Below are 12,853 nucleotides of genomic sequence, written 5' to 3' on the forward strand. Positions count from 1 at the left end.
CGGGCTCACTTCCCGAAGTACGCGTTGAAGACCGAGACCGTCGACTTGTTCCCCTTCTTGTCGGCGATCCTGGCGCTGAAGGAGATGCCCTTGCCCTTGCCCGGGTTCTTGAAGGTGACCTTGCCGTTCTTGACGGTCAGCTTGGTCCACTTCTTGCCGTAGTCGTAACTGACGTACACGGCCAGCGACTTGAGGTTGCTGCCCGCGGCCGCTCCCTGGACGGTGACCGGCATGGTCACCTTCGCGCCCGCCGTGGCACGGCTGTCCAGGCCGACGAGCGCGCCGAAGCGGGCCGTGGAGATGGGCAGCTTCGCGTTGGCGGCCTTCTTCGAGCGGAACGTCCAGCTCGCGTTGATCTTCGTGGCGGCCGCGGCCACCTTCGCGGAACGCGTGATGGACGTGTTCAGCTGGTACTGCGCATCCGCGGCCGGCACCTTGAACTGGCCGCTGCCGTCCAGCGGATCGGCACTCGCGGAGATCTTGGTGCCGTTGCGGTACAGGGTCGTCTTGACCGAGGTGTAGAGGGATTCACCGGCGTTCCCCGGGCCGTCGGCGAACATCGGCAGATAGCCGTAGAGGTAGTCCCCGGAGCGGAAGACCCCGTACGCGCTGCCGAGCTTCGGGCCGAAGACCCCTCTGTTGAAGGTCTTCGTGTAGCTCGTGCCCGCCCGGTAGGTCACCGGGTCGCCCGAGGTGTAGAAGGCCTCCATGGCCGGGGAGCCGTCCGCGGCCACGCCCCCGTACTGCGCGAAGTCGAGGCCCCACTTGACCTGGTCACCGGTGGACAGGTAGACCGTCCGCGAGCTCGGCAGCTTCTGGGCGACCTCGACGCCGAAGGTGAAGTCGTTGGGCAGCTCGCCGTAGGCGAGGACCGAGCCCGTCTTGCCGGAGGCCGAGGCCCCCAGGTTCGCCTTCACCTTGGCGAGTTCGCTCGCCTTGTAGTGCTTGACCTTGGCGCCCTGCAGCTTGGTGACCTTGCCGCCGGTGAACACGTCGTACTCGGTGGCGCCACCCTTGACCCAGCTGCCGGACCAGCTCTGGTACAGGCCGGAGGCGATCGCCGGTCCGACGTGCGCGACCCGCAGGTTCTGGAAGGAGTCCAGGCCGATGCCCAGTCCGATGCCCGCGGCGTCGTACGAGTAGGAGACGACTCCCTGGAGCTGCTTCGCCGCCGCGTCCGGCACCGTGATGTCGGCGCCCTTGGCGGTGCGCTGGTCGATCGTCACCGTGGTGTCCTTGGTGACGTCCAGCTTGGGCTGGACCAGCCAGTCCACGCCGCCCTCGATGGTGACGAGGTCCTTCAGCAGGATGGTGTCCAGGATGTACGAGCCCTTGGGCACCCGGATGGTGTCGGTGGCCCCGGTGCCCTGCCGGTAGAAGTCCCGTCCTTCGGCCAGACCCGAGTAGGCCCACAGGTCGGTGAGGTGGATGGGCTGCTCGCCCGCGCGGGTGATGTAGTTCACGGTGACGTCGTACGACTCCACCTCGCGCTGCACCGCAGCCGCCGTGCGCACGGTCTGGCCGCCGCCGGTCGCCGTCACGTACGACGAGTACGCGCCGTCCGTGGTGCCGCCCAGCTTCGAGTTGACCGTCAGGTCGACGGAGGCCTCGCCGTTCGCGGGGACGGTGACCGTCGTCGCGCCGAGCGTGAAGAAGCCCGCGGGAGCCGCCTGGCCCTTGGGGTTGGTGGCCGTCGCCGTGAGGTTCAGGGTGACGTCCGCCGTGCCGAGGTTGCGGTAGGTGATCTGCTCGGTCACCGGGGTGTCGTCGGTGTGCGGCCACTCCTGGATACCGAAGCTCACCGACGAGTTCTTGGCGATCACGGTCTGCTGGATGGCCTTGTCGACCTGGATCCGGCCCGCGCCCTGCTGGAACGGCGTGTACGCGCCGCCCTTCGCGGAACCGGTCAGCGCGCCCTTGAGCTCGGCGTACGTCCAGTCCGGGTGCTGCTGCTTGAGGATCGCCGCCGCGCCCGCGACATGCGGGGTCGCCATCGACGTACCCGAGATGGTCAGGTAGCCGGCCGGCTTCTCGCCGACCTCCTGGGCGATGAGGCTGCCCGCGGCCGAGGCCGCCGTGATGTCCACACCGGGCGCCGTGACGTCGGGCTTGATGCCCCCGTCGAGGCCGGGGCCCCGGCTGGAGAAGGCCGCCAGCTTGTCGCTGTCGTCCACGGCGCCGACGGTGAGCGCGTCGGCCGCGCTGCCCGGGGAGCCGACGGTCTGCTCGCCGCCGTCGTTGCCCGCGGCGATCGCGAAGAGGATGCCCTTCTCCTCGGACAGCTTGTTGACCTCGGCCTCGAGCGGGTCGATCTCGGGGGTGTCGAAGCCGCCCAGGCTGAGGTTCACGACGTCGGCGCCCTGCTCGGCCGCCCACTCCATGCCCGCGAGGATGCTGGAGTCCTCGCCGCTGCCCGTGTCGCTGAGGACCTTGCCGTTGAGGATCGTCGCGCCGGGCGCGACACCCTTGTACTTGCCGTTCGACTTGGCGCCCGTGCCCGCCGCGATCGACGCGACGTGCGTGCCGTGGCCGTACTTGTCGGTCGCGTCCGGAGAGGTGGAGAAGTTCTTCGACTCGGCCACCTGGCCCTTGAGGTCCGGGTGGGTCGTGTCGACTCCGGTGTCCAGTACGGCGATCTTGACGCCCTTGCCGTCGTAACCGGCGGCCCACGCCTTGGGGACACCGATCTGCGGCACGGACTTGTCGAGGGTCACCTCGCGTACGCCGTCCAGCCAGACGTGCGCGACTCCCGAGGCCGCGCTGCCGTCGTCGGTGACCGCGTCCCACAGCTCGGCGGCGTCCTGCTTGGGCGTCAGAACGGCGTCCGCGTTGAGGGACTTGAGGGTCCTGCGGACGGTGCCCGCGTCACGGACGTCGTCCTTGGCGGCCGTCGCCGTGCCCTTGTAGCCGACGATCACCTTCAGGCCCTGCTTCTGGGACTTGCGGTTCGCCGCCTTGTTCAGCTCGGTGACGTCGAAGAGCCGCTGGTCGAGCTTGCCGGTGGCTATCAGGCGCTGCGCGTCGGCCGGCACCACGAGGGTGTGGCCGTCGGCCTTGCGGATCTGGACGGGTATCTTCTCGCGGCCCTCGGCGCGCTCGACGCCGACGACGCGGCCCTTGGCGTCGACGGCCACCCGGTCACCGGTGATCAGCGTGATGCTGTGCTTGGCCGTGAGCCCGGCCTGCCTGGCCTGCGCGGCCAGTTGGGCCTGCTGGGCCGTGGAAGCGCTACTCGCGTGTTCGGCCGACGCCGGGCTGGTCATTCCCGCCGCCAGTGCCACAGCGGCCGCCGTGGCGACCGTCGCAGCGCACGCCTTTTTCACTTGTCTGCGCAAAACTCCCCCTGAGATGAGATCCGGACGAATCCCCATTCATCCGGCCGGAGGAAGTTCCGCACGCGCATACGTGCACCCCCCGGAATACGCAATTATGCCCGGGGGGTGATCGCCTACTCAATAGAGGGGAAGCGGCGAAGAGTTGACGGACTTGCTCCGCTACGCTCCCGCACTCCCCCTTTTGTACTCCTTTAAGCTCCCGCGTTTTCCTTGACGGTGATCTTGCCCTTGCGGATAGTCGCAAGCCGCGGAGCCTTCTTCGCGATCGCGGAGTCGTGCGTGACCATGATGAAAGTGAGCCCGTGCTCCTTCCACATGGTTTCCAGTACGTCCATGATCTCGTCGCGCATCGACTCGTCGAGGTTGCCGGTCGGTTCGTCGGCGAGCAGCACCTTCGGCTGCTTGACCAGGGCGCGGGCGATCGCGACGCGCTGCTGCTGACCGCCGGACAGCTCTGCGGGCAGATGCCCGAGCCGCTCCGCGAGACCCACCGACTCCAGCGCGTCGGCGGCCCGTTGGCGCCGGTCCTTCGCCTTCACACCGAGGGGTACGAGGGCGGTCTCCACGTTCTCCTGGGCGGTGAGCGTGGGAATCAGGTTGAAGCTCTGGAACACGAAGCCGATGTTCTCGGCGCGCACCTTGGTGAGCCTCGCCTCGGACAGCTTCGCCATGTCCGTGCCGTCGAGTTCGACGCTGCCCTCGGTGGGCCGGTCGAGCCCGCCGAGCATCTGGAGAAGGGTGGACTTTCCGCCACCGGTGGGGCCCTGGATGACCAGCCGGTCGCCGGAGGCGATCGTCAGGTCGACACCGGCCAGCGCATCGATCGTGTCCTTGCCCCGCGAATAGCGCTTGGTGACGCCTCTGAGTTCGTACATGGGAACAACTCCTGGTTGTGCGTAAGGGGGTTGGCCGCGTGAGGCCGCTCGGGGCCGGACTACTCGACGCGGCGCAGGGCGTCCGCGGGACGCAGCCGGGAGGCGCGCCAGCCGCCGAAGGCACCGGCGATCAGACCGCCGGCGACTGCGAGGCCGACCGCGACGACGATCGTGTTGAGGCTGACGGGTGCGCTGAGCGCGACGTCGAGGGTCGAGGACGCCGCCTCGCGGGCGGCGCCGAAGCCGCCACCGCCTCCGGGGCCACCGCCACCGGGACCGGCTGCCGCGCCCGAACTGCCCACCTCCGCCTGCAGGGTGGGGCTGATCTCGGTGACGACGAAGGCGCCGGCGAGCCCGACCGCGATACCGAGGGCACCGCCGACCAGACCGTTGACGATGGCCTCACCGACGACCTGGCGGGTCACCCGGCTCGACTTCCAGCCGAGCGCCTTGAGGGTGCCGAACTCGCGGACGCGCCGGGAGACGGCCGAGGAGGTGAGCAGACCGGCGACCAGGAACGCGGCGATGAGCACCGCGATCGACAGCCACTTGCCCACGTTCGAGGCGAGGTCGGAGGCGGTCGACAGGGAACCGGAGACGGTGTTCGCGAGGTCGGCGGAGGTGGTGACCGTCGTACCCGAGATGTTCTTCTGGATGGTGCTCTTGACGCTGTCGATCTGCTGCGAGTCGGACGCCTTGACGTAGATCGTGGTGACCTTGTCCTTGGAGTCGCTGAGCGTCTGCGCCTGCTTGAGCGGGATGTACAGGTTGGCCGCCGCGTCACCGCTGTCGGGCGTCGCTATGCCGATGACCTTGTACTTGACGCTCTTGATCGTGACGGTGTCATTGAGAACGAGCTTGTTCTCCTTGGCGTACGACGTGTCGACGACGACGACCTTGGCGTCCGTCTCGGACGCCGTGAAGGTACGGCCGCTGGTGATCTTCGAGGAGGTCAGCGGGCCGAGTTCGGGCTTGGTGACGTCGGTGCCGTAGACGGTGTAGCTGTTGACGTCGAACTCGGCGCCGCCGCCCTCGACACGGCCCTGGGGAGCACCGGTGCCACCACCGTTGCCACCGCCACCGCCGCCACCGGGGGCAGCGGTCGCTCCCTCGTCCTGCTGGAACTGGCCCTGCCTGAAGTTGCCGTTGACCTTGACGACCTGGAGGCTCAGCCCGCCGACGGAGTCCGCGACGCCCGCCTGCGAGTCGACCTTGGTGACCGTGCTGGAGGCCAGGGTCTGGAAGCCCTGGACCATCACGCGGTCGCTGCTCTGCTCGGAATCACCCTCGTTCGCGTCGAAGTTGAAGCGCGGACGCTCGCTGGTGTCCGACTGGGCCGCGGCGGCCTTCGTGACCGTCATGTCCGTACCCAGTCCGTACAGCGACTGGAGGACCTTGCCCTGGGCCTTCTCCATGCCCGAGGACACGGAACTGACCACGATGACCAGGGCGATGCCCAGGGCGAGCCCGGAGGCGACGACGAGGGCCGCCTTTCTGCGGCGGCGCAGTTCGCGCCTCAGGTAGGTGAAGAACATGGCCGCAAGCTAGGTACGGCGGGTGATGAAGGCATAAGGCCGGGATAAGAGAATGATGAGAAGGCTGTGACGGGGCGGGAGTTCACCTGTGGGCAACCCCAGAAGCCTGTGCAAACGCGTCGGCGGCGACAGCCCGTGAGAGCTGCCGCCGCCGACGGTGAGGTGAAGGGGATCAGACGGCCGAACCGGCCGTCCACGCCGCCCAGTCCAGGTTCCAGCCGTTGAGGCCGTTGTCCGGGGCGATGGTCTTGTCGCCGGTGTTCTGGACGACCACCACGTCGCCGATCATCGAGTGGTTGTAGAACCAGGCGGCGGTCGTGTTCGGGTCGTTCGCACCCTTGGTGTCCGACAGGCCCACGCAGCCGTGGCTGGTGTTGACGCTGCCGAAGACGGACTTGGCGCCCCAGTAGTTGCCGTGGATGAAGGTGCCGGAGGCCGACAGGCGGATGGCGTGCGGCACGTCCTTGATGTCGTACTCGCCCTTGCCGTCGTCGTCCGTGAAGCCCACGGTCGCGCCGTTCATGCGCGTCTCCTTGAACATCTCGGACATCACCATGACGCCCTGGTACGTCTTGTTCTCGGGCGAACCGGCGGAGATCGGGATGGTCTTGATGGTCGCGCCGTTCTGGGTGACCTTCATGGTCTTGGTCTTGGCGTCGACGATCGAGACCTGGTTGCGGCCGATCTTGAAGGTGACCGTCTTCTGCTGCACGCCGTACACACCGCTCGCGCCCTCGACACCGTCGAGGTTCAGCTTGAGGGTGACGGTGGAGCCGCCGGTCCAGTAGTCCTCGGGGCGGAAGTCCAGGCGGTTGGCGCTGAACCAGTGGCCGACGACCTCCTGGCCGCTGCTGGAGCTGACCGTGATGCCCTTCTCCACGTCGGCCTTGTTCGTGATCGACTTGTCGAAGTTGATCGAGACCGGCATGCCGACGCCGACGGTGGAGCCGTCCTCCGGCGTGAAGTTGCCGATGAAGCTGTTGGCCGGGGAGACCGTGGTGAACGACGCGTTCTCGTGGGCGACGCGGCCCTCGGAGTCGGCGGCCTCGGCCGTGATCTTGTACGTGGTGGAGCGCTCCAGCTGACCGGTGGGCGCCCAGCTCAGCTTGTCCGCGGATATCTCGCCGGCGACGGCGGTGCCGTCCGCGGTCTTCATGGTCACGTCCGTGAGCGTGCCCTTGCTCACGGTGACCTTGGCGGCGTTGTTGATGGAGGCGTTGTCGGAGCCGTCCTTCGGCGTGATCGTGATCGATGCCTCGGAGGTCTTCTTGGCGGCGGCCTCGTCGGCCTGGGCCTGCGCGCTGCTGGTGTTGCCACCGTCACCGCCCGTGGCCTTGTCGTCGCTCCCGCTGCACGCAGAGAGCACCAGCACCCCGCCGAGCAGCGCGGACGCGACCATCAGGCCCCTGCGCCGCTTACTGTCCGTCATCACACGCTTCTCCATCGTTGCCGAATCCCCAAAAACCAAGAGAGCCCCGTAAGAACTTTCAACGCTACGACCGGTTCGTCCCGTTCCACATCCCGTGGAAGTGTGGGGCACACCACGTCGGATCCCCATGGGGCGAGTGGTGCGGATGTGGTCAGTGCTTCTTCTGAGACGACGAAACCCCGGACGGCGGTTGCCGCCCGGGGTCACGATTTCCCCAAGAAGCGTCAGCCGACGCCGACTTCCTCGTCGTCCTCGGCGTCATCATCCTCGTCGAGGTCCCAATCCGGCGAATCGGGGTCGTACTCGATCGGCTCGCTGCTCCAGGAGGCCTGGGCGAGTTCGATCCCGGGCACCTCGCTGACCAGGTCGAACGGGTCGACGAGATAGGCGAGGGCCTCGGCAGTGTCTTCCGTCACTGCGTTCTCGGCGTGCGTCCGCTCGTCGGCCGGCATCCCGGTGTCGTCCGCGATCCGCCGCAACGCGGCCTTGGCGACGGCGTCGGCGTCGTCGACTTCAAGCACCAGTTCGACACGAAGCCGTACAAACCGTGCTGTCTCAGGTGTACTCATGGGAGGGAGCGTACGACCCACACGTTCCGCGACTTTCCCACGACCCGCGCCTTTCATTAGCATCGGTCCACACGGCCAATTCGCCAGCGCCACAAGGGGATCGATATTTCGTGTCCGCCGCACGTCGATCGTTGCTGACCGCCACAGCCGCGGGGACCCTCCTGGGAGCCCTGTGGTTCGTCCCGTCCGCCAACGCGACCCAGGACGAGCCCGTCCAGCACGTCTCGACGTCGACCAGCGCATCGCCCAGTGCCTCGGCCGGTTCCTCGACGACGACCACCGTGGACGGGACCTCCACGGACTCCGCCACCGAGTCGGGCGGGGACCAGGCCCAGCTGGCCGACACCGGAAGCGTCGACACGACGCCGTACGTCATAGGCGGCACGCTCTTTCTCGGCCTGGGGGCCGGGTTCGTGACGTATTCGGTGCGCCGGGAGCGCACGGTGGCCTACTGAGCGAGGTGCTGCGGCGCCCGTACCCATCGGGGAATCCATGCGAGACCTGACCGAGCTGACCGATGTCGAGGATCCGGCGTGGCCGACCCTCTCGGAGAGGCTCTCCACGACGAACTCCGTGTCCCTGGAAGTGCTCCCGGTGGACCCGGCGCAGGGCCGCGGGACCCTGCTCCAGCTGCAGATCACGGCCCGGTCCTGGCTGGGCGCGCTCGCGCTCAACTGCGGCGGGGTGGTGCTGGACAGCGGATGGCTGCGCATCTACGGCAGTCCGGGCGACGGCACACCGGCGGGCCCGCCCGGCCTCGCCGAGGTCAACGAATTCCCCGAACGCTTCGATCCCACCTGGCGGCCGGACGGCGGGCTCGTCATCGGCCATGACGTCCTGGGCGGCGTCTTCGTCCTCAACGGCCCTACCCCCGAAGCCGAAGGCAGACCCGGCCAACCCGGCGAGATGATCTACTTCGCGCCGGACTCGCTGCGCTGGGAGGCCCTCGAAGTGGGCCACGGCGACTGGCTCAACTGGCTTCTGAGCGGCGGCATGGAGCAGTTCTACGACACCCTCCGCTGGCCCGGCTGGCGCGGCGAGTCCGGCGCCCTGACCGGCACCCAGGGCCTCTCCGTCTTCCCGAACCTCTGGTCCGCCGAGGCCCGCCGCGACCTCACGGCCACCACCCGCCGCGCGGCCCCCCTCGCCGAACTCCTCGACCTCCACCGCAGCTCCGCCCTCAAACTCGACTCGGTCGACCCGGGGTTCTTCGGCGAGGTGCACGACTGAGCCGCGCGTCCGGCAAAGCCGAAGGGGTGTCGTGCGGGCCGGATCGGCCCGCACGACACCCCCTTCGGTGCGTACGCCTGTTACTAGGCGGCCCGGCGACCGCCGCCGCCCTGACCGCCGCCTTCACCGCGGCGCTGCGGGGCGCGGCCACGGCCACCCGCGCGGCTCGCGCCCGCGGCGCCACCGGCCTCGGTGCGGCGACCACCGGCGCGCTGGGGCTGACGGCCCTGCGACTCCGTACCGGCACCGGCACCCGTGCTCTTGGCGCGGCCACCCGTACCCGTGCCCTGAGCGCGGCCACCCGCACCCGTTCCCTGCGGACGACGTGCTCCGCCGCCCACCCGGGGACGGGACTTGGGCCGCTTCGGCTGTTCGGCGACCTGAGGCACCTCGATGACCACGGGGACCCCGGAGGGCTCGCGGGCGCCGGTGATACGGGCCAGTTCCTCGTCGCTGGACGTGACCCGGGCGATGCGCGGGTTGATGCCGGCGTCGGCCATCAGACGGGTCATCTCGCGCTTCTGCTCGGGAAGCACCAGCGTGACGACGCTGCCGGACTCACCGGCACGGGCCGTACGGCCGCCGCGGTGCAGGTAGTCCTTGTGGTCGGCCGGCGGGTCGACGTTGACCACGAGGTCGAGGTCGTCGATGTGGATACCGCGGGCGGCCACGTTGGTGGCGACCAGCACGGTGACCTGACCGGTCTTGAACTGGTCGAGGGTGCGGTTGCGCTGCGGCTGGCTGCGCCCGCCGTGCAGTGCGGACGCCCGGACACCGTTGGCGAGCAGTCGCTTTGTGAACCGGTCGGCACCGCGCTTGGTGTCGACGAAGAGGATCACCCGGCCGTCGCGCGCCGCGATCCGCAGCGCCACGGCCTTCTTGTCGGTCTCGTCGGCGACATGCAGCACGTGGTGCTCCATGGTGGTCACCGTGCCCGCCGACGGGTCCACGGAGTGGACGACGGGGTCGGTGAGGAACATCTTGACCAGCCGGTCGATGTTCTTGTCGAGCGTCGCCGAGAAGAGCAGTCGCTGACCGCCCGGCTCGACCTGCTTGAGCAGCGCCGTGACCTGCGGCATGAAGCCCATGTCGGCCATCTGGTCGGCCTCGTCGAGGACGGTGATGGCGACCTGGCCGAGCGTGCACTCGCCGCGCTCGATGAGGTCCTTGAGCCGCCCGGGGGTGGCCACGAGCACCTCGGCACCACGGCGCAGCGTCCCGGCCTGGCGGCCGATCGACATACCGCCGACGGCCGTCGCGATGCGCAGGTTCACAGCGGTCGCGTACGGCGTCAGCGCGTCGTTGACCTGCTGCGCGAGCTCACGCGTGGGGACGAGCACGAGCGCGAGGGGCGCCTTGCTCTCGGCCCGGCGGCCCGCGGTGCGGGCCAGCAGGGCGAGGCCGAAGGCGAGCGTCTTGCCGGAGCCGGTGCGGCCCCGGCCCAGAACGTCGCGCCCGGCAAGGGCGTTGGGCAGGGTCGCGCCCTGGATCGGGAAGGGCTCGGTGACACCCTGGGCAGTCAGGGTCTTCGTCAGCGCGGCCGGCATGTCCAGCGCGTCGAAGGACTCGACGGCGGGCAGTGCGGGCGTGATGCTCTCGGGCAGCGAGAACTCCTGCGGCGCCGGCGCGGCCTTGCGGGCCCCGCCCTTGTTGCCGGTGCCACGGCCGGCGTTCCGCGCGGAGGCGGAGGAGCCGGTCTGGGTACCGCGTGCGTTCGCCGGCCTCTTACGGACGGGACGTTCGGATCGAGTCATGCTGGATCTGGATTTCCTTCCTGGGCCACACGGACAGCACACGCGCACAGCGCGAGCCGGGGCCCGCACCCGAAGGTGCGGGGCCCCGGCTCTGGAAAAGCGCTTCCCCCGATTTAGGCGGGGACGATGTTCTCCGCCTGCAGGCCCTTCTGGCCCTGCGCGACGTCGAACGAGACCTTCTGGCCCTCCAGCAGCTCACGGAAGCCGGAGCTGGCGATGTTGGAGTAGTGAGCGAAGACGTCGGGGCCGCCGCCGTCCTGCTCGATGAAGCCGAAGCCCTTTTCCGCGTTGAACCACTTCACGGTGCCTGTAGCCATGTTTCTCTCCTGAATAGGTAGGGGCCCCAATCCGGAGATGCACCGGGAAAAGCCGGAGATGCCGGTAAAACAAAACGCGCCTGCGGAAGATTCCGATCAGGCGCACAAAGTAAATGGGTACCAAAAACGTATCAATGTGACAGTAGCACACCTCTGGCCACGCCTGGTCCCCGAGAGGCCCGGACGTGACGAGGACCACCGTACAGCCGACGGCGGCCCCCGCCACGTACGACATCCGCGTACGACCGGCGGCAGAGCTAGGCCAGCGGACCCGTCACCGGCTCCACGGCCGTGACCACCTGCCCGGCGCGCACGAACGCGTCCGCCGCCGCCAGGTCCGGCGCGAGGAAGCGGTCGGGGCCGGGGCCCTGGACGCCGGCCGCGCGGACGGCCTCGATGACCGCCTGCGACGCCGGGGCCGGGGTGAGGCCCTCGCGGAGCTCGATCGCGCGGGTGGCGGCGTACAGCTCGATCGCGACGATGCGGGTGAGGTTGTCGACGGCGGTGCGCAACTTGCGCGCGGCCGACCACCCCATCGAGACGTGGTCCTCCTGCATCGCGGAGGACGGGATGGAGTCCGCGGACGCCGGTACGGCGAGCCGCTTCATCTCGCTCACCAGTGCCGCCTGCGTGTACTGGGCGATCATCAGGCCCGAGTCGACGCCGGCGTCGTCCGCGAGGAACGGCGGCAGGCCGTGCGAGCGGTTCTTGTCGAGCAGCCGGTCGGTGCGGCGCTCGGCGATGGAGCCGAGGTCGGCGGCGGCGATGGCGAGGAAGTCGAGGACGTAGGCGACCGGGGCGCCGTGGAAGTTGCCGTTGGACTCGACCCGGCCGTCGGGGAGCACGACGGGGTTGTCGACGGCGGAGGCCAACTCCCGCTCGGCGACCGTGCGGGCGTGCGCGAGGGTGTCGCGTCCGGCGCCCGCGACCTGCGGGGCGCAGCGCACGGAGTAGGCGTCCTGGACGCGCGGGGCGCCGTCCTGGTGGTGCCCGGTGAGCTCCGAACCCTTCAGCACGGCCAGCATGTTGGCGGCCGCGGCGCTCTGCCCGGGGTGCGGGCGGATGGCGTGCAGCTCGGGGGCGAGGACCTTGTCGGTGCCGAGGAGGGCCTCGAGGGACAGGGCGGCCGTCACATCGGCCGACTTGTAGAGGGTCTCCAGGTCGGCGAGGGCCATGACCAGCATGCCGAGCATGCCGTCGGTGCCGTTGAGGAGGGCGAGGCCTTCCTTCTCGCGCAGCTCGACGGGGCTGATGCCGGCCTCGGCGAGCAGCTCGCCCGCGGGCCGTACGGTGCCGTCCGGGCCCTCCGCGTCACCCTCGCCCATGAGGGTCAACGCGCAGTGGGACAGCGGGGCCAGGTCGCCGGAGCAGCCGAGCGAGCCGTACTCGTGGACGACCGGGGTGATACCGGCGTTCAGGATGTCGGCCATGGTCTGCGCGACCTCGGGCCGCACGCCCGTGTGTCCCGAGCAGACGGTCTTGAGCCGCAGGAACATCAGCGCGCGGACGACCTCGCGTTCGACGCGCGGGCCCATCCCGGCGGCGTGCGAGCGGACGATGTTGCGCTGCAGCTGGGCGCGGAGTTCCGGGCTGATGTGCCGGCTCGCGAGGGCGCCGAACCCGGTGGAGACGCCGTAGACGGGCTCCGGCTTCGCGGCCAGCGCGTCCACGATCTCGCGGGCCGCGGCGAGAGCCGCCACCGCCTCGCCGGAGAGCTCGATCCGGGCGCCGGCGCGCGCCACGGCGAGAACGTCGGACGCGGTCACCCCGGACGTCCCCACCACCACAGTGTGCATATCCATATTCAGG

10 protein-coding genes are annotated in these 12,853 nt (G+C 69.4%); 2 read left to right on the forward strand and 8 right to left on the reverse strand.

All coding sequences use genetic code 11. The features are described 5' to 3' along the window. Nucleotides 1-5 precede the first annotated feature (5 nt). The 5 genes from OG246_RS02730 to OG246_RS02750 form a co-directional block, all read right to left on the reverse strand. Nucleotides 6-3,263 carry a S8 family serine peptidase gene (locus OG246_RS02730; protein ID WP_266455242.1) on the reverse strand — a complete coding sequence of 1,086 codons (3,258 nt, stop codon included), beginning with the start codon at nucleotides 3,261-3,263 and terminating at the stop codon, nucleotides 6-8. A gap of 263 nt (nucleotides 3,264-3,526) precedes the next feature. Beyond that, nucleotides 3,527-4,210, reverse strand: coding sequence for an ABC transporter ATP-binding protein (locus OG246_RS02735; protein ID WP_266455243.1), 684 nt, complete (start codon nucleotides 4,208-4,210; stop codon nucleotides 3,527-3,529). A 59-nt stretch (nucleotides 4,211-4,269) separates the two neighbouring features. Then, nucleotides 4,270-5,745, reverse strand: a complete 1,476-nt coding sequence (locus OG246_RS02740) for an ABC transporter permease (RefSeq protein ID WP_266455246.1) — start codon at nucleotides 5,743-5,745, stop codon at nucleotides 4,270-4,272. 172 nt (nucleotides 5,746-5,917) lie between these two features. Continuing rightward, nucleotides 5,918-7,189, reverse strand: coding sequence for an Ig-like domain-containing protein (locus OG246_RS02745; RefSeq protein WP_266455249.1), 1,272 nt, complete (start codon nucleotides 7,187-7,189; stop codon nucleotides 5,918-5,920). A gap of 209 nt (nucleotides 7,190-7,398) precedes the next feature. Beyond that, nucleotides 7,399-7,743, reverse strand: coding sequence for a hypothetical protein (locus OG246_RS02750; RefSeq protein ID WP_266455252.1), 345 nt, complete (start codon nucleotides 7,741-7,743; stop codon nucleotides 7,399-7,401). Between the two features lie 110 nt (nucleotides 7,744-7,853). Here OG246_RS02750 and OG246_RS02755 point away from each other — a divergent pair, with 110 nt between their 5' ends. Next, nucleotides 7,854-8,198, forward strand: a complete 345-nt coding sequence (locus OG246_RS02755) for a hypothetical protein (protein WP_266455255.1) — start codon at nucleotides 7,854-7,856, stop codon at nucleotides 8,196-8,198. 37 nt (nucleotides 8,199-8,235) lie between these two features. After that, a complete protein-coding gene (locus OG246_RS02760) occupies nucleotides 8,236-8,973 on the forward strand; it encodes a DUF2625 family protein (protein ID WP_266455264.1) in 738 nt (245 codons plus the stop codon). Between the two features lie 83 nt (nucleotides 8,974-9,056). On the opposite strand, the gene OG246_RS02765 is transcribed toward OG246_RS02760, so the two are convergent. The 3 genes from OG246_RS02765 to hutH all read right to left on the reverse strand — a co-directional run bounded on the left by OG246_RS02765 (nucleotide 9,057) and on the right by hutH (nucleotide 12,840). Then, the gene (locus OG246_RS02765) at nucleotides 9,057-10,727 is read right to left on the reverse strand and encodes a DEAD/DEAH box helicase (protein ID WP_266455267.1); all 1,671 of its coding nucleotides are present in this window, start codon (nucleotides 10,725-10,727) and stop codon (nucleotides 9,057-9,059) included. A gap of 113 nt (nucleotides 10,728-10,840) precedes the next feature. Beyond that, nucleotides 10,841-11,044, reverse strand: coding sequence for a cold-shock protein (locus OG246_RS02770; RefSeq protein WP_266455269.1), 204 nt, complete (start codon nucleotides 11,042-11,044; stop codon nucleotides 10,841-10,843). Between the two features lie 257 nt (nucleotides 11,045-11,301). Continuing rightward, a complete protein-coding gene (gene hutH / locus OG246_RS02775; protein WP_266463809.1) occupies nucleotides 11,302-12,840 on the reverse strand; it encodes a histidine ammonia-lyase in 1,539 nt (512 codons plus the stop codon). Nucleotides 12,841-12,853 lie beyond the last annotated feature (13 nt).

It is taken from the genome of Streptomyces sp. NBC_00620 (genome assembly GCF_026341825.1).
Lineage (GTDB): Bacteria > Actinomycetota > Actinomycetes > Streptomycetales > Streptomycetaceae > Streptomyces.

Bases quoted from the DNA above. Each gene is read 5' to 3' on its own strand.
- OG246_RS02730 (WP_266455242.1), bottom strand. From the start codon at position 3,263: ATGACCAGCCCGGCGTCGGCCGAACACGCGAGTAGCGCTTCCACGGCC.
- OG246_RS02735 (WP_266455243.1), bottom strand. From the start codon at position 4,210: ATGTACGAACTCAGAGGCGTCACCAAGCGCTATTCGCGGGGCAAGGAC.
- OG246_RS02740 (WP_266455246.1), bottom strand. From the start codon at position 5,745: ATGTTCTTCACCTACCTGAGGCGCGAACTGCGCCGCCGCAGAAAGGCG.
- OG246_RS02745 (WP_266455249.1), bottom strand. From the start codon at position 7,189: ATGGAGAAGCGTGTGATGACGGACAGTAAGCGGCGCAGGGGCCTGATG.
- OG246_RS02750 (WP_266455252.1), bottom strand. From the start codon at position 7,743: ATGAGTACACCTGAGACAGCACGGTTTGTACGGCTTCGTGTCGAACTG.
- OG246_RS02760 (WP_266455264.1), top strand. From the start codon at position 8,236: ATGCGAGACCTGACCGAGCTGACCGATGTCGAGGATCCGGCGTGGCCG.
- OG246_RS02765 (WP_266455267.1), bottom strand. From the start codon at position 10,727: ATGACTCGATCCGAACGTCCCGTCCGTAAGAGGCCGGCGAACGCACGC.
- OG246_RS02770 (WP_266455269.1), bottom strand. From the start codon at position 11,044: ATGGCTACAGGCACCGTGAAGTGGTTCAACGCGGAAAAGGGCTTCGGC.
- hutH (WP_266463809.1), bottom strand. From the start codon at position 12,840: ATGCACACTGTGGTGGTGGGGACGTCCGGGGTGACCGCGTCCGACGTT.